This is a genomic window from Sphingobium sp. JS3065, from assembly GCF_026427355.1.
In the GTDB taxonomy this organism is placed as follows: domain Bacteria; phylum Pseudomonadota; class Alphaproteobacteria; order Sphingomonadales; family Sphingomonadaceae; genus Sphingobium.
Genome location: NZ_CP102664.1, coordinates 3,196,512 through 3,213,728 on the forward strand (window position 1 = coordinate 3,196,512; position 17,217 = coordinate 3,213,728).

Genomic DNA, 17,217 nt, shown 5'->3' on the forward strand with positions numbered 1-17,217 from the left:
CCCGAGGCTATCTGCGGTGGCGATCACGTGGGCGGCACACTAGCCCGCCTTATTCACCAAAAGTGTCCTGAAGGGTTGGCGGGAGTGGCGTAAGCCTCTGATCTGAATTAGGAACTGGGTGTCTAAGCCGAACCTGCCGCAGGGCAGAAAATGCCACGGGCCACACCCGCCATGAACGATGATATCGCAAGCTCATTTGGATTCCCAGCAGTCGGCCGCAAGAAAATCACAGCTGCGTTCGACGGTGGCCGGCTTACCTCGGATGGCGGTGTTCTACTGCTTGCACAGGCCGAGCGCGCGATGGGGATTTGCCAGCGCCTGGCGGCTTGTATTGCCGATCCGCGCGATCCAGCGCGGGTGATCCATCGCCTGGATGACATTCTGCGTGCCCGTGTGTTCGCGATTGCGTGCGGCTATGAGGATGCCGATGATCTCGATGCTCTGCGCGACGATCCAGGCTTCCGCCTGGCGCTCGGCAAGCTGCCGGAATCGGGCGCGGGGCTGGCCAGCCAACCGACGATGAGCCGGTGGGAAAATGCACCGACTACGCGCGAACTGGCCAGCATGATGGCCGCGATGATCGACATCTACTGCGCCAGCTATCCCGCCCCTCCGACAGCGGTCACGCTGGATATCGACGACACGTGCGACGTCGTGCATGGCTATCAACAGCTCTCGTTCTGGAACGGGCATCATGGGGAGCGCTGCTTCCTACCGATCCATATCTACGACACCGCGACCGGCAGGCCGGTGGCCATGCTGCTGCGCACAGGCAAGACGCCTTCTGGAAAGGAGGCGGCGGGGCACATCCGACGCCTGGTGCGTCACCTGCGCCGTAATTGGCCCGATACCCACATCACTATCCGCGGCGACGGGCACTATGGTCGACCCGAGGTCATGGCCTACTGCGATGCGGCCCGCGTCGATTACGTGTTCGGCCTGCCCACCAATTCAGCGCTGCGCGCCGATCCCGCCATTGTTGCGGTCGCCGATGCCTGCGCGGTCAAGCGCGCCCAGCGTCAGTGTCCCGTCCTGCGCAACTATGCCGAGACCCGCTATGGGGCAAAGACCTGGAAGTGCCAGCGTCGCGTCGTTGCACGGATCGAGGCCAGCACGCTGGGCATGGACATCCGCTATGTCGTCACCTCGTTGGCAACAGGATCGGCCGAGCACATCTACGACACGCTCTACTGCGCGCGTGGTCAGGCCGAGAACCTGATCAAGCGCCACAAGTCCCAGCTCGCCAGCGACCGAACCTCGTGCCGCTCGGCCAATGCCAATCAGATGCGCCTGATACTGCACACTGCCGCATACTGGCTGCTATGGCGCATCCAGCAGGCGATGCCCAGGACCGCTGCTCTGGCAAGCGCGGAGTTTACCACCTTGCGCCTGCGGCTGCTCAAGGTCGCTGCGCGCGTCGTAGAAAGTGCTAGCCGCATCCGCATTGCCTTCGCTTCCGCCTGTCCGGATGCCGACCTGTTCCGCGCCCTCGTTCTCCGGCTGAAGCCTGCGCCGACGTAGCCCATGCGGCAGCGCCGCAGAACTCCGAGCCCAGCCCTTCAACCCGAAAAGCCCATCAATCCGAATGCGGTGAAACAAACGCCAGCGATGCCGGTCGTCCGCGCAATACAGCCAGCCGCAGCAAATGCCCAGAGCGGGCCCGAAACCGAGCGTCGTGAATAAGAGAGGCTAGGTCCCTGTACCCCACCAAGCTTGCCGCCAGTCCCATCAACCAGCAGCCGTTCGGCATCGCGCCAAGGGCGGTCATTCAAGTGCCGCGGTTACTTGGAACCGGACAAAGATGGCTCTGCATTAATTTGCTTTCTGGCGGGTTGAACGCACGGCTGCGTTTAGCTGAGGCTGTCTCGGGTTGCAGGGAGGAGCAAGCTCCATTGTCCGACCGGTTCGATCTTGTCTTTTGACCATATGAGCCATATATATGGCTCATATGAACGAAGGAGAATAATGATGATCGCGGAAGCATGCGGCCTCGCTGACTCGCTCGGGCTAAAGACAGGCCCGCGATCGCCGCTGGCGATCGCGAACCGCATCAAGGCTGGACTCCCGCTCTCCTCGCTAGAGCGGTTGTCGAAGGCGATCGCGCCGGACGACGCTAGCTTCCCGTATCGCTTCGTGCCCCGTGCAACGCTGACGCGGCGCAAAAGCGCCAGCGAGCCAAAGCTCACCGTTGACGAAGGCAATCGTGTCGCGGCCGTCGCCAAGGTCTGGGAATTTGCGATGGAGATCTATCACGACGAGATCAAGGCGCGCGAGTTTCTCTACCGTTCGCACCCAATGCTTGAGGACCAGAGGCCGATTGACGTGGCTACCGACACGGGAATTGGCGCCGATCTTGTTATCAATCTCCTCGGCCGAGCGGCCTATGGCGGCGGCGCTTGAAGCCGGGGATCGTTGACAGGGTTCTCTACAGCTACCGGATTGGTGACCCTGCAGGAAAGCATCCAATCTATGATGACGAGGGAGCCCGCCTTTTCCCGGGACGCTGGAACACCCCGAGCAGCCCGATGCTCTACACTTCTGAGCATTATGCGACCGCGCTGATCGAGAAACTCGCCCACTTCAACGGGGTGCTTCCCGGGAACCAGCACTACATCCGCATCACGATTCCGCCGGGCGTCAGCTACGAAGAATTCCCGCAGACTTCCCATCCGGGCTGGGACGGGATCGACGATTCGATTTCGAAGACCTTCGGTGCCACATGGTGTCTCGAATATCGCTCGTGCATACTCATCGTCCCATCAATCCCCGGCGGTCGGATCGAGCGCAACTTACTCATAAATCTGCGTCACCCCGAGGCGGCCAAAATTACTCACGACATGGCGAGTCCGGTACCTTGGGACCTGCGCCTGTTCCAGATCTAGCCAATTTTTTGCGCGGACCATCGGCCGGGGCACAGTGCGCCATTTCTTGCCGTCCGAGCGCGATTTTCCTGCACTTGGAATCAGTCATTCAATTCATGACCAGAGTGGGAACTTTCTCGACTGTCGGGTTCCCGGTGATGATCGAGGTAAAGTGCGTTCCAACTCTCCGGCCGGCCGCTATTGAGAAGTAGGATTTGGACGGCAATCAGCCCATCGGAGCCTCAATCTGCGAAGCGGCCTGGTAAGCCCGGTCGCCCTTGTCGCGCCAATCGCAAAGGTGCGCCTTGAGAGCTCGAAACGCGACGCCCCGATCATCACCCACGAGAAACGCCCGCACATCCTTGCGACGCCATGCCTCGATCTGTCCCTCGGCGCGTGGAACGGCGCAAAAAGGTATTCCCGCAGCCTGGCTGCGATCAGCGAGGTGAGCGATAGCGGCCTGGACAGCTGGATTCAAAGGTTGCCCGGGAACGCCGAAAGACTGTGACAGATCCACAGCGCCTTCGATAACAAGGTCGATACCGGGCACTGCAAGGATCGAATCTATCGCATCGACGCCAGCACGATCCTCGATCATCACCGCGACAAGAATTTCCGCGTTTGCCAGCGCAAAATATTCGGTGAGGCCAATCGTGCCGAAACCGGTTGTCCGCCCGCCAGAAATGCCGCGGGTGCCCAATGGGTGATAGCGGCTTGCGGATACCGCCGCCCTTGCCTCGTCGGCGCTGCTCACATGCGGAATAACGATGCCTTGGGCGCCGGCATCAAGAACACGCAGGATAATGGCCGGATCAGCCCTTGGGACACGGACCAGGCTCGTCGTGCCCGAACATTCGGCAGCGCGCAGCGCATGTTCGACGGTTTCCAGATTCGTGCAGCTATGTTCAAGGTCGATGATCACGAAGTCATAGCCGGCATATCCGAGCATTTCGACCAGCAAAGGCGCCGGCACGGAATTGATCAGGCCGAACACCGGCGTGCCGGCGGCTAACGCTCGCTTGAGCCTATTCGGCTGCAACATTCATGCTCTCCTGCGAGGCGAGATAGACTTGCTCTGGGTGGGGATGACGCAGAAATGCATGATGCGAGATGTGCCATGCGTAGGCGCCGGCGAGAGTGAAGATCAACAGATCCCCGACCTGTATCCGCTCGACGGGAGCATCGGTGGCGAGCACATCTTTTGGGGTGCAGAGCTGGCCCACGACCGTCACTTGCTCGGCGTTCGCTGTCAGGCGCGGATAGGGGCGCGACCAACGATCGATCGGCAGCACGAGAAAGGGATGGCTGTGGCCCTGCGCGTAAGGCGTGCGGAAATGGTGCGTGCCACCCCGGCCCACAACGAATGTGCGGCCAAAGCTGCGCTTGATGTCGAGCACCTCCATCCCATAGGCGCCACAGCCCGCGGTCAGGAAACGGCCGATCTCGAAGCGGATGCGCCACCGCCCCAGATCCATCCGGTCGATGATATCATGCAGTCCCTGGGTGAAGGTGGGCCAGTCGAACGGCCGGGTGGGATCACGATAGTTGACGCCGATGCCGCCGCCGACATTGATGTGGCGCATGGTCAGGCCATGCACGCTTTCCCACTGCGCCAACGTCGTGAAATAATGTTCGAGAAGGCGCAGATGCACGGTTGCATCGAGCTGCCCGGACATCAGATGGAAATGCACGCCGTCCAGCGTCAGTTCGGGAAAGCCGTCGAGCAGATGCAGGCACTCGGGCAGGAGAGCGACGTCGATGCCGAACGGAGTCGCCTTGCCGCCCATTGCGAGCGGAACGTCATGCGCTCGCGCGAGCGGCAGATTGATGCGAAGCAATATAGCCTGGCGGACCCCATGTTGACGGGCAAGCTGGCCCAGACGAACCAGTTCTCCGATACTTTCGACGTGGACATATTCGATCCCCGAGCGGAGGGCCTGAACAAGCTCCGCATCGGTCTTGCCCGGCCCGCCGAACACGACCGGCAGATCGGGAAAGCGCTCCCGCACCCACGCCAGCTCTCCTCCCGATGCGATCTCGAACCCGGCGACCAGCGGCGCCAGCGTATCGAGGATCGGATATTCGGAATTGGCCTTTATCGCGTAGAAGAGATCGCAATTGGCCGGAAGCGACGCCACCAGCCGCTGTGCGTGCTGCCGGAGGAGTTCCAAGTCATAGATATAGCCGCACCATGGCTCCTCGGACATTGCCTGGGCGTTCCGGGCGGCGGTGGTTATCCGGGTCCAGTCAGCCATCATGCTGACGCATCCACCATCGGATTGGCGAGTGGCGCATAGCCTGCCTTGCGATCGGCCTGCCTCGTGAATCGGACTAAAAGGTTGGTCTTGGCAGGCAGAGGGGCTCCTGAAAGCAGCGTGCTCAACCGTTCAGAGGAGGCCCGCGATCCGTGCGCCTCCTGATAGCTTTCGATATGGTGCCGCACGATATGCCATAGTTTTCCGGCCAGCGCAGCGTCTCCTTCCGCCAAATGGTCGACGGCTTCACCGAGCTGATTGACGAAGAGACAGTAAGCGATGCGGTTCCAGCTTCGATCCTCGTCATACCATAGAGCCAGTTGCACGGTCGGTTCGAGATGGGCAACGCGCCCGGCGTCATAATGGCCGGCGACAAGCTTGGTGCCTTCGAAATCGCGCAGGATGATCCGCTCCGGCCAGCCGTTACGCGTCCCGACCAATGTGTTCTGGAGATGCGGTTCGAACACGATACCTTCCCCGAACAGTGCGTGAAGGACGGGGGGAACGAGGCGCCCGGCATAAGCATCGAACCAGGCTTCTGCGGCCGCAGCGTAGGAAAGCTGCTCCCGCCGCGCAATGCCCCGACAGAGATCGCGCGCCTGCGGCGTTCTGCCAGCATCGTCCGCGAACAGCGCGGCCGCGAGTAGCGGCGTGAAACCCTGGTCAATAATGTGCTCCACATTTTCCCGCAGGATCAGGCCGAACGCTTCTTGGACCTCTGCGCGCTGTTCCGGTTCGGCACCGGGCAGATCAGCGGTGAGGTAGGCGGGTTCTTCCAGAACCAGCAGGTCGGGGAACATCGCCATCCGGGGCATCAGATCACGGATGAGCCGCGTCATTTCGACCGCTCCCTCCAGTTCGTAATGGGCATTCTTGCGCAGGCAGTTGGTGATGCGCACGTGAAGCGACAACTTCAGGAAGAAGGCCGCACCGGGCCGGAACAAGGTCCGCACGGAGGAGGTCGGAAAATAATCCTCGCCCGCTATTCCCAAATCCCTGATCCGCCCGGCTGCGATCGCATCGCGAACGGGATCGAGACCAAGGACGTGCCGGGCCTGCCAGGGATGCACTGGGACCAGCGCCTGGCCATCGATCGTCGGGATACCGGCCTCGTCGCCGATGAGCGCATCGGCGGACGACGGCAGCAATGAACGCTGACGGATCATTTCCTGGGGCATCGCGAACCAGTGCAAGGGAAACTGCGTGCGTAGTTCGGGGGAATAGCGCGCGCGGTCGCCCGCGTCGAAGCCGAGGCGGCTTTTCGGGGCCGGGTGAAAAGCATGTCCCAGGACCAGCGCCTGCTCGGACTCGATATAATGCGTCGATGGGTCGTCGATGTCGTTTCGGGCGGGGCGGTCGGTTTGAAAGGCCGAGACGTTCTCCACGCTGTCGTAGATCTGCGTGAGCAGTTCTTCATTGAACTCGGCGCCCTGGCCAAGCGACAGCTCTTTAATCAGCAAAGCTGCAAGCTCACGCCATTCGATGGGCGCCCACGCCTTTTCCGGCATGCGGGCGTAAAGGGGCGAACGCAGGCGTAGGCGGCCCGCTGGCAACGGGGGCTTCGCCTGGGCCACGAGGCGCGCGTGGGAATGCGGCAGATGCAGCTGGATCACTCCGCCTTGAGCATTCGCGACGCGTAATGCCATTGGCCAGTCATTCTGGCCGAACGGCGAGTCGAAGATGATGTGGCCGTCCGGAGCGGCGACCTCCCTATAGTAGCAATTGAGCAGCGTTTCCGCGCAGTGTTGGCCTGCCTCGGCATCATCAGCCGCCATTGCACGGTGAGCCAAATTCGTGAGCATGGAAATAATCTCCGATTCATCGAGCCTGCAGAAGGGGAATGGACGCGCGACTGACGAGCGCGATTGCCGCTGCCGCGAGGACCAGGGCGCCGAGCACCAGTGGAGCATTGGTTCCAAAAGCTTCAACCGCGAGGCCGGCGATCACACCGGCGGCCACGCCGCCCCATTTTGAAGCGGCATCGAGCCACCCGAAGGTGCGGCCGGCGTTCGAGGATCGGCTTGCACTGGCGATCATGCCATGCAGACCGATAAAGCCTGCCGTCATCGCAACACCCATGACGAGACGCCACAGGGTGAGAGAAAGCAGGGTGTTCGCGAACAATTGCCCGCACAGGCTGGCCGCCAGCAGAAGAAATGCCGCTGACACCGTCGCATCGAGATGTTTCTGGCCAAGCCAGAGGCTGAGCGGCGCCGCCGCCAAAAGGTAGACAAGGTGCGGCAGGCCGAACAGCATGCCGGTAAGCGCCGAATCCGCACCGCCCAGATGAGTGTCGACGAATGGCACGAAATAGGGAAACGTCACCACGGTGCCGAAGGCGAAGGCGAACTGGATCAGAACCAGCGTCCACAGTTCCGATCGTGCTGACCCGCCCGAAGCGGACTTGCCGGACACCGAATGGGGTTTGGCGGCAGGCGCCGCTTCGGGGGCCGGCAGGAACGCGATCAGCAGCGCGGCGGCGAGTGGGAGCAAGGCCAGATAGCGGTAGGTCTCGATGGGCGTGGTCTGGAGCAGTGCGAACCCCAGACCCACCGGTGCGACGAACAGCGACGCGCGCGCCGACCCCTGCAATAGCGTCAATGTCCGGGTGAGTCCCTTTCCGTCGACCATCGTTGCCAGATAAGCGCTCGACGCCGCGAATGTGCCACCGAACAGTCCCTGGAGGGCGAGCGCCAGCAGAAAGACCGGTACTGACTCCGCAAAGCCCGCCAGAAGGAAGCTACCGGCAAGGCCGAATTGGGCGCGCAACAACAATGCCTTCTTGCCGAAGCGATCCGACAGTCGTCCCCACATGGGTGCGCTCAGCGCGGTCATGGCCGCCGGCAGGACATAGGCCCAGCCAATGAGATAGTCCGCGTCGCTATGCAGCGACCGCGAAAATATCAGGGGAAAGAAGGGAGGCATGCCGAGCGCTGAGAAGGCCGCGGTGAAATGCCCTACGACGATGGCGGCTATGGTCCATGAACGCTGTTTCATGCGAGCCTCAAGAAATTGGGCGCCGTGACGCCGTAAAATTTGTTGACGTCGGCGGTGCCGGTCTGGGCCTTGCTTTCAAGGCTTGCCGCCCGCAGCAGATATTTAAGCGGCAGTCGCTCGGCCTCCAGCAAGTGGCGCTGAGCGGATCTCACGTCGACATGCTCGCTGGCCAATCGGTCGAGGCAAACCGCGATGGTCGCGCGGACAAGCCCATAGAGGCTTTCCCGATCCGCCCGGCCCGCCATGTGCAGGGCTTCGACCAGCACGGCGATATTGAGCTGGAGCGTGATGGTGATGAACATTTGCGCCAGCGGCAGATCGTGATCGACGACGATGCGCCGATCCCTGATCGCTGCGATACGGCTGGCCAGATCAGGCCGCGCTTGAAGCAGAACCGAGCTGCGAATGCGCGCCGCATCATTGTCCTTGAGCATCAACCGCATGGGGCCGTCGGAAAAGAGCAGGAGCGAATTCTGCTGATTGGATTCGAGCGCGATGCCATATTTCAGCCACAGGCTGAGATGAAGGGGCAGGACCAGGTCGAGATAGCTTTGGAAAAAGGCATCGACGTCGCCTTGAAAAAAGCGATCCGCCAAAGTTTCCGCCACCAGCTGGCCGCCTGACTCCGGTGCAGCCAGCGCGGCGACGGGCGTGACGGTTTCCTCGTCCAGTTGGTCTGGATAGCGGCGCAGGATGAAGCCCAGGAAACTCTGGCCAAAGGCGGTCGCCCCGCTCTCTTCGTCCGTCAACAGCAGGCGTTCGGAGAGGCCCGGCAACTCGCGCGCAACATCGCGCAGGATCGTCTGAACGATGTGGCCATCGACGATCGTGCTGGGCTTGATCGTTCTGATGTTGCTCGCGCCAAGCGTGCGGATCGCCAGCGGCAGCTTGAGATGAAGGGTTGGGCAGGCGAGCGGCGTCACCGTTCGCACCGACAGGGTAGGCAGGACCTTCAAGAACGTGCGCGGCGCCCGGATTACCGATCCCGTCAGATCCGCCTGCGCCAGAAACTGCTCGAGCCCATCTTGCCAGAGCGCTGGATGAACCGGCAACAGTTCGTGGTCCGCGCTCAGGGATGAGTTCAGGCCGAGCTCTTCGAAATCCGGACGAATGGATCCCGGAAGTCGTGTGCCTTCATAGCGGGTCTTGGGCACGGCCAGCCAGTTCAGCTCGAACGCCGGCTGAAACTCAGGCGCATAAGCGCGAACATCTTCGGTGGAAAAGCCCAGTTTTGCGCGTGCTGTCGGATAAAAGGGATGGTCATGAAATGCCGCCAGGCGGTCATGCCGTACGAGGCTTTTCGCCCATTGCGGCCAACCTGCGGGCTCTTCGTCACGCGCTGCGAACCACCGCGACCGCTCGGCTTCGCACAGGGCGCGATGCTCTGCGGCGACCGCGCATTCCTCAGCGAAAGCGAGGTGAAGGCTCTGTGTCTCGTTGTCCAGCTGTTCGCGGAAGCAGGCGAGTATTTCGGAAAGACCAAATAGATATTTGGTCTTCCCACTCTGCAGCCAGAGAGCCGGCAGGGCGCGAAGCCGCCAATCCTGCATGAAGCGGCCGGGCCCAACCGCCAGCCAGAGCGTCCCGCCAAGATGGTCGATGCGCAGCCAACTGTCTTCTGGCGCGCTATCCAACTTCGCCTCCCTGAGCACTTCGGCATCACCGGGCATCATCGCTCCGCGACTGACGCATTCGCGCACATCCTCCCGCAGAAAGGCGTCGATGACACGACGCGCCAGATAATCCGGACAATCTTCCTGTTCGAAGCGGAGTGACGCCCTCATGCCCGGACTTCCCAGTTCAGGCGATTGGTCGCCGCGTCCATGGCCTTGTTGAGCACGGCAACATTCGGTGCGCTGGCAGAAAGTACGCCCAGATAATCCTTGTTCGAATTGCTGATCGCGATCGCGTCGCCTGCCTGGCGGAGCGGACGATAACGCAGCGAAACCCCGTTAGCCGCCTCGCTAAATGCCTCGGGCGCCTTGATCAGTTCACCGCTTCGCACGGTCGGAAAATATCGCATCGCTGCGGTCCGGCTGCCCGGGTCCAGATCGGGGAGCGGCTCGCCCAGGTGCAGCCGGAGGATGGTTTCGAACAGCGGGAAGCCCAGCGTATCTTCGAGGAGGAATTCGCGCCTATCCCCGACCGTGCGATAGTTGATTTCAATCAGCCGGGGTCCATTGGGGGTGAGGACAAATTCCGTATGGCAGGAACCGAAGCCGACGCCGAAGGCGCGGATCTGATGCAACACCGTGTCCTGATCTTTCGCATCGAGCCAATTGCCCCACTCTGCCGCGAGTTCGACGAAATGCGGGGGAGGCGACAGGGTAACCCGAAAACCGCCTAGCGCGCAAAGGCTCCGGCCATCTCCCAGAGTCTCAAGGGTGTAGAGATCGCCCGAAACATATTCCTCGACGAGCAGAATGCAGCCGGGACGTTCCTTCCAGACGGACCGGCAATATTCCGCCAGCTCCCGTTCATCCTGAATGAGCCGGACGAGTTGACTGCCGACGCCTTCGCGCGGTTTCACGACGACTGGAAAAGGAGCTTCCTTCGAGACAATCAGGTCGGCATCGTCAGCGACGATCTTGTGCCACAACATGTCGATGCCGTTGCTTGCCATGTAGGTTCGCATCGCAGCCTTGTTCTTGGCACGGTAGACGACGCGCTGATCCTTGCCCGGCAGGTTCAGATGGTAGGCTGCCGTGGCCGCACTCGTCTGCAGATGATCGCTGTTGGAAAAGATCGCGTTCGGGCTTTTCCTTTCCAACGCCTCGATGACGGCGATGGGATTGAAGACGTCGCAGGCGATGATCTGATCGGGATAAGCGGGCAGGTCGGACTGCGCGAAATGGCGGCGATGAGCATCCGCATGGTCCGTCAGCAGGGCCACGGACAAGCCAAGTCGATGCGCAGCCGGCAGGAACCCCTCATTTACGGCGTCTGTAGGCACATGTGCAAGTATTGCGAGATCAGGCATGGGCTCTCCAGTTGAAGGTCTAAAATTGAAGGGACTAGGCGACGGCGCAGAATGCGCTTGGCATTGGAGCCGATTGGTTGCAGCCAGGATTAATGCGGGAGGCCGCTTCGGCTGCCCTACCGCGTCATAATCTGAAGAAAGATAATGCGACTCATTAGCGATTAATGTTTGTTATCGGGGTCTCCGCTACAAATCCAGTCGGTCAGTGCAGTATGCCTCTGCACGCACGACGGGATGGTCTTTCTCTGAGATCGCCTGTTGGGACAGGCGATGCTGCAGAAATTACATCACTTTTTGATCGAGCCCGCTTGGGCGGCCCTCGCTCGACTGCATCTTTGTGGCGACGTGCCCTCACGGCCCGCTACCCTCTGATACAGTTTGATACAGAGTTGCAAACAAATCGCAATAGCGGTAAGCGCCCCTCGTTCTTTTTATCAGGGTTTTATCTAGGGGGTAGCCGCACCAATGCTAATTCGTCAGACACTCGGTCTTTCCGTCGCAACCATCGCAATGATCGCAGGTCTGCCTGCCTTGGCGGAAGACACCGTAAGCGAGGCTGAGAGCCCGCGCAGCGACATCGTGGTCAACGGTGTCACCCAGGGCTATATCCCTGTTGATACCAGTGCAGCGAAGATTCCGGTGCCCCTGCGCGACATCCCGCAGTCGATCGCCGTGGTTCCGGCAGAGGTTTTGCGCGATCAGCGCGCGCTGTCGGTGCAGGATGCGCTGAAGAATGTTCCGGGCGTCGGTTTTTCCTCCGGCGACGGTCAACGAGACCAGGTGACGATCCGCGGCTTCACCGCGATTGCCGATCAGTTCGTCGATGGCTTCCGTGACGATGCCCTCTATTTTCGTGATCTTTCCAACGTCGAGCGTATCGAGGTGATCAAGGGGCCCGCCGCCGTGCTCTATGGCCGCGGGTCGTCGGGTGGTTTGATCAATCGCGTTACGAAGAAGCCTGATCGCGACATCTTGGCCGTGACGCTATCGGCCGGTTCCTTCGACAGCTATCGCGGCGAATTCGACCTTGGCATGCTCGATCCGGGGTCGCATGTCGGGTTTCGCCTGACCGGGGCCGCAGAGGACAATGGCAGCTACCGCGACCAGCAGTTCCTCAAGCGCTACGCCATCGCGCCATCCTTCTTGTTCGGCGCTGGCCAGGATACCACCATATTGCTCCAGGCTGACTATCTGACCGATCGCCGCATCATGGACTTGGGCATCCCGGCACTCGACGGCCGGCCGGTCGATGTGCCACGCTCCACTTACTACGGCGCGGCCAATGCGCGCGAGGCCGACTTCGTCGAGAGCGAGGTGTTCTCCCAGCGTGTCGCCATTACCCATCGTTTCTCCGATGCATTGAGCCTGCGCAACGGCTTCAACCATTATAACTATCAACTCGACCGGCAGAGCACGAATCCCACAGCGGTCAACGCCGCAGCGGGGACGGTGACGCTGGGGCATAGCTGGTTCGATCGGAACGAGGATGGCTGGTCCAACCAGACCGAACTGACGCAGAAGCTGGCGCTCGCCGGAACGAACCACACCATTCTCTATGGTTTTGAAATTGCCCAGCAGCAGAAGTTCGCATTGCGTTCTGCCGCTCGCACGGTCGCGGTCACGTCGATATTTGACCCGGTGTTGCCAGTGGTCGATAATTCATCCTTCACGACAATAATCGACAATTCGAAAACGACGCTCAAGACGCGGGGGCTCTACGTCCAGGATCTCATTGACTTCGGCCACGGCTTCAAGGCGATGCTGGGCCTGCGCCACGACTGGTTCATCCAGAAGACCGACCTGCGCCTGCCGGGGCAAACGGATCTTGCCCGCACGGATCGCAAATGGAGCCCGCGTGCCGGCCTGTTGTTCCAACCGGATGATGCGCAGTCTTACTATGTTTCCTGGAGCCGCAGTTTCCAGCCTTCCGGCGAGACCTTCGCGCTGGCGGCCAATAATTCGGATATCGCGCCAGAGCAAACGACGAACAATGAGATCGGCGCGAAATACACGCTGCTGGGCGGCAAACTGTCAATCCAGGCTGCGGCGTTCATCCTCCGTCGCACCGGTATCAAGGGCACCAATATTGCAACCCAACGCGTCGAGCCCATCGGGACGCAGCGCACGCGAGGCTTCGAGATGTCAGCGGCCCTTGACCTGCCGGAGAATATCCGTGCGGTTGCGGGCTATGCCCATCTGGATACGCGCACAACCGAGTCCGCGACGGCCGCCTTCATCGGCAAGCGGGCGACGCTCACCCCGCTCAATTCCGCCAATCTCTTTGTGACCAAGACGATCGCGCGTCGTTTCGGGCTCGGAGGGGGCGTCAACTATGTCGATGACCGCTGGGCCGATCCACAGAACACGACCATATTGCCGAGCTATGTCACTTTTGACGCGATGGCTTGGGCGCAGTTCGGCCCCGTCCGCCTCCAGGTCAACGCCTATAATCTGGCGGACAAGCACTATATCGTATCGGGCCATGGAACCTCGCCCATCTTGAATGTGCCCGGTGCGCCGCGTTCGGTCATGGGCACTGTCAGCGTGACTTTCTAGGTCGCCGTTTCATGCCGCCGAGCCTGTTTATCTGAGACCTTCAATAAACAGGCTGGCACCGTAAAGCTGCCCCCAGCGGTTTGATCCTTTTCCGGGAGCATCGCCTGCGCGTGGTCACAGGGTTCTGCGTCGGGGCGATGGTAGGTCGTGGGAAACGCCCGACTAGGGGCATCCACGATCGTCGGGGTGCATGGGCGCGGAACTGCGTCGTTTCCGCCCCGGCAGGCCGTATGTTCGAGATTTTGTTTCGCATGGGCGGGCAACCGCCTCTCGCAAAGATCGGGCAGTACGCAGGTCGTTGGTGCTGACAAGACGGTAGGGTGATCGCGCGGCATTCTTCGTTCATGTATTAGCCAGCAACCGGCTGGAATAAGGGCGTCCGTGGAGACGGGAGCCGTCGCAATGGGAGGAATTTCGAGATGCTGATCCGCAAGCCGATCCTGGCGCTGTCGCTGGCTGCTTCGATAATGGCGGGACTGCCATCGCTGGCTCACGCCCATGGCGGGGAGCGTAGCTGGTATCGTTACGAAGAATATCGTCATGATGACTACGACGATGATCATGACGATCGTCCGCGCTATCGCCGCAGCTATTATGAAAGCCGTGAATATGAACGCCCGCGTTATCAGCCAAGGCGCCATTATCGCGACGAGCGTCGCTATCGCTGCGGCGGCAGCGGGACGACCGGTCTGCTGTTAGGCGGTGTAGCGGGAGCGCTGCTCGGGCGCTCGGTAGATCGCTATGGCGACCGCGCGCCGGGCACCATCGTCGGAGCCGGTGCGGGCGCGCTGCTCGGCCGCGAGGTCGATCGCAATTCTGGCTGTTGAAAGTCAGCGCTGTTCGGGAAACGGCCCTTACCGTGCAATACGCTGATTCGCAAAAATGACCCGGCCATTTTGGGGCCGGGTCAGGAGAAGTCTCTGAACGTCAGAGCCTTCGGGTCGCGAAGCGTGATTAACATGCCGTTCAGGCATTTATACGGGCGGGCATCTCAGGCGGTTGTCGTTCATCCGTCGCGCCGGCGACCTGGGCTTCACGGTCCAGCAAGTTCGCGCGCTGCTCCGGCTGGCCGACGATCAGAATGCTCCTTGTTCGCAGGTCGACGACATCACGTCCGAGCATGTTGCACAGATCGACCGCAAGATTGCGGATCTCCAGGCGCTGCGAACCGAACTCGAGCATCGAAAGCTGTCAGGGTACGAATTCGCCAATTGTCGTATAATAGAGTCACTTAGTCCTCGATTGAACGATGCTTAAGCTGTTCTCGGTCGCGCTCGCTCCGACTAGAATTTGAGAACAGGCACCTTCGATCCACTTAATCCCCTGCGAATGCCTCGCAATCTTACGTTGACGCTGGCCTTCCTACTAATTAGTCGCAACAGCGATTCCTGAGGGGGACCAGATGATGCGTAAGATGGTGTGGGCCGCGACCGCGGCTGTCGTGTTGGCAACCAATGCTCAAGCGGCGGAAAAAGCAGCAGAGGCACCGGGCACGTCGCCACGCGATTATGATCTGATCACGGTCGAGGGGCAGCGCTACACTGCTACAGCGCCCGGAACGGGCAGCAAGACGAATGTCGAAAACAAGGACATCCCGGCTGCGATCGTCACCGTGCCGGAGGCTGTGCTGCGCGACCAGGGCGTTCACTCGATGAACGACGCGCTCGCCAATGCCAGCGCAGTGGCACCTGTGTTCGCCGGCGGCTATGGCGTTGCCGACAATTATCTCATCCGCGGCCTGCCAATGCGGTTCCTGCGCGATGGCCTGCCGGACGGCCCCTCATTCATGGGCTACCGCCGCAGCCTCGCCGACGTTTCGGTTCTGGAGGTTCTCAAGGGTCCCGGATCGGCGCTTTACGGTCGCGCGGAGGCAGGTGGTTCGGTCAATCTGATCACCAAGGCGCCGCAGGATGAATGGTCCGGCGAGGTTGGCGGCTCGATCGGCAGCCGGTGGGACAGCTGGAGCGCCTTTGGCGATATTACGGGTCCGCTGACGGGCGGCATCAACGCCCGGCTGATTGGAAACTACGAGGATTCCGACGGCTATCGCGGGCTCAAGCGCCGCATCACGGAGGTGTTGCCGACCGTGTCGGTGAAGCTGGGTGAAGGCCACGAGCTTGTTCTCGACTACGATTATCGCGACAGCCACTCGGTGGTCGATAATTACGGCATTCCCTTCACGGTTGACGGCAAGTTGGCGGACGTCGATGAGAAATCGCGACTCTACAGCCCCTTCAACTATGCCGATCAGACCCTGCACCGTTTCACCGTCGGCGATCGCGCGCAGGTGCTTCCCGACCTGCAACTTCGCGCGGCGGTCATTTACGACACCCGCGATATCGAGGTGGCGCGCAACGCGGGCGGCAATATCCTGAACGCAGCGGGTGTTTCGACTAGTCGCAACGGGCGCACGCAGGTCGATGACAGCGAGTTCTGGACAGCCCAGGCCGAAGCGGTCATCACCCCGACCACCGGCGCGATCAAGCACACCATCCTTCTTGGCGTCGAATATAACAGCACCGACATGACGACGGTGCGCCGCAACTACAATCTGCCCAATGCCGGCATCATCGGCGGCCGGATCGATGCGCCCGAGACGGCGATCCCAATAGTCACGACGCTTGGCTTCGACCGGCGCATTCAGTCGGACAGCATGTCAGTTTATGCCCAGGAGCAGATGGATATTTCCGACGTCCTGAAGCTTCGCGGCGGCGTGCGCTACGACAGCGTGAAGCTGGTGGATGAGGGCTTCGTCGGTGCCACTCAGCGCCGCATCGCCGGCAATCCCAACCTCTTCAGCTGGCAGGTGGGAGCCGTCTACGAGGCGAGCGAGCAGCTATCCTTCTACGGCGGGTATGCCCGGGGCAAGTTCGTCAGCATCCAGACTGAATCGACCAGCCTCACGCCGGTTCCGGAAAGCTCCAGTCAGGTCGAAGCGGGGATCAAGGCCGAGATCATCCCCGGACGCCTCAACGCCAATCTGGCGGTGTTCGAGACCAAGCGGGACAAATATTTCGTGACGCTGGTTCCAGGCGGCAATCCCGAGCCGGTCGGCAAGCAGCGTTCGCGCGGCGTCGAACTGGATGTGGTCGGCTCGCCGTTCGATGGCCTCAGCATCATCGGCAATTTCGCATATGTCGATGCGATCAATCGGTCGGCGGCTCTGTCGTCCGTGACACTGCTCGCCACCAATCAGTCGATGCTGGGCAAGCGCATCAGTTCCACACCGGAAACGTCTGGTGCCTTGTGGGCCGCTTACACGGTGCCACAGGGTTCTCTCGCTGGGCTGGGTTTCGGCGCGGGCGTAACCTATAAGGGCGCTTCCTACGTGGACTCGCTCGAACTTCTGCGCGTGCCCTCCTACACATTGGTCCGGGCGGCGCTGTCCTACCGGCAGGAAGCGTGGGAAGCTCAGCTCGTCGTCAACAACCTGACGAACCGGACATGGTACAGTGTGCCGACCTTCATCGGCGCACTGCCCGGCGAACCGCGGAGCCTACAGCTTTCACTCCGGGCGCGGTTCTGATCGGGCAGGGTAGATTGTGAGTGAGATCGGCGAGGAGCGGGC

Annotated in this window: 13 protein-coding genes; 7 read left to right on the plus strand and 6 right to left on the minus strand. The window is 61.2% G+C overall.

Features of this window, described 5'->3' with window-relative positions; all coding sequences use genetic code 11:
- The first annotated feature begins 171 nt into the window (after positions 1–171).
- The 3 genes from NUH86_RS15595 to NUH86_RS15605 all read left to right on the plus strand — a co-directional run bounded on the left by NUH86_RS15595 (position 172) and on the right by NUH86_RS15605 (position 2,882).
- The gene (locus tag NUH86_RS15595; RefSeq protein ID WP_013039775.1) at positions 172–1,521 is read left to right on the plus strand and encodes an IS1380-like element ISSp1 family transposase; all 1,350 of its coding nucleotides are present in this window, start codon (positions 172–174) and stop codon (positions 1,519–1,521) included.
- A gap of 444 nt (positions 1,522–1,965) precedes the next feature.
- Positions 1,966–2,400, plus strand: coding sequence for an antitoxin Xre/MbcA/ParS toxin-binding domain-containing protein (locus tag NUH86_RS15600; RefSeq protein WP_222886403.1), 435 nt, complete (start codon positions 1,966–1,968; stop codon positions 2,398–2,400).
- Entirely contained in the window at positions 2,397–2,882 is a 486-nt protein-coding gene (locus NUH86_RS15605; protein ID WP_267250330.1) for an RES family NAD+ phosphorylase, read from the plus strand. The genes NUH86_RS15600 and NUH86_RS15605 overlap by 4 nt, the downstream gene beginning before the upstream one ends.
- Before the next feature lie 205 nt (positions 2,883–3,087).
- On the opposite strand, the gene NUH86_RS15610 is transcribed toward NUH86_RS15605, so the two are convergent.
- From NUH86_RS15610 to NUH86_RS15635, 6 genes are read right to left on the minus strand one after another with little or no spacing between them, the layout of a single operon-like run.
- Entirely contained in the window at positions 3,088–3,855 is a 768-nt protein-coding gene (locus NUH86_RS15610) for an HpcH/HpaI aldolase family protein (protein ID WP_267250331.1), read from the minus strand.
- 31 nt (positions 3,856–3,886) lie between these two features.
- The gene (locus tag NUH86_RS15615) at positions 3,887–5,119 is read right to left on the minus strand and encodes a type III PLP-dependent enzyme (RefSeq protein ID WP_267250332.1); all 1,233 of its coding nucleotides are present in this window, start codon (positions 5,117–5,119) and stop codon (positions 3,887–3,889) included.
- A complete protein-coding gene (locus NUH86_RS15620; RefSeq protein ID WP_267250333.1) occupies positions 5,116–6,918 on the minus strand; it encodes an IucA/IucC family protein in 1,803 nt (600 codons plus the stop codon). The genes NUH86_RS15615 and NUH86_RS15620 overlap by 4 nt, the downstream gene beginning before the upstream one ends.
- A gap of 16 nt (positions 6,919–6,934) precedes the next feature.
- Positions 6,935–8,113, minus strand: a complete 1,179-nt coding sequence (locus NUH86_RS15625) for an MFS transporter (RefSeq protein WP_267250334.1) — start codon at positions 8,111–8,113, stop codon at positions 6,935–6,937.
- Positions 8,110–9,897 carry an IucA/IucC family protein gene (locus tag NUH86_RS15630; protein ID WP_267250335.1) on the minus strand — a complete coding sequence of 596 codons (1,788 nt, stop codon included), beginning with the start codon at positions 9,895–9,897 and terminating at the stop codon, positions 8,110–8,112. Before NUH86_RS15630 ends, NUH86_RS15625 begins: the two co-directional genes overlap by 4 nt.
- On the minus strand, positions 9,894–11,093 hold the full coding sequence (locus tag NUH86_RS15635) for an ATP-grasp domain-containing protein (protein WP_267250336.1): 1,200 nt from the start codon (positions 11,091–11,093) through the stop codon (positions 9,894–9,896). Before NUH86_RS15635 ends, NUH86_RS15630 begins: the two co-directional genes overlap by 4 nt.
- Before the next feature lie 465 nt (positions 11,094–11,558).
- Between NUH86_RS15635 and NUH86_RS15640 the strand changes: the two genes are divergently transcribed.
- The 4 genes from NUH86_RS15640 to NUH86_RS15655 all read left to right on the plus strand — a co-directional run bounded on the left by NUH86_RS15640 (position 11,559) and on the right by NUH86_RS15655 (position 17,175).
- Complete coding sequence (locus tag NUH86_RS15640; protein ID WP_267250337.1) at positions 11,559–13,649, plus strand: TonB-dependent receptor; 2,091 nt, start codon at positions 11,559–11,561, stop codon at positions 13,647–13,649.
- A 419-nt stretch (positions 13,650–14,068) separates the two neighbouring features.
- Positions 14,069–14,476: a glycine zipper 2TM domain-containing protein gene (locus tag NUH86_RS15645; protein WP_267250338.1), complete on the plus strand. Its 408-nt coding sequence runs from the start codon at positions 14,069–14,071 to the stop codon at positions 14,474–14,476.
- A gap of 172 nt (positions 14,477–14,648) precedes the next feature.
- Positions 14,649–14,906: a MerR family DNA-binding protein gene (locus NUH86_RS15650; protein ID WP_267250339.1), complete on the plus strand. Its 258-nt coding sequence runs from the start codon at positions 14,649–14,651 to the stop codon at positions 14,904–14,906.
- 145 nt (positions 14,907–15,051) lie between these two features.
- Positions 15,052–17,175, plus strand: a complete 2,124-nt coding sequence (locus NUH86_RS15655; RefSeq protein ID WP_267250340.1) for a TonB-dependent receptor — start codon at positions 15,052–15,054, stop codon at positions 17,173–17,175.
- Positions 17,176–17,217: the final 42 nt, after the last annotated feature.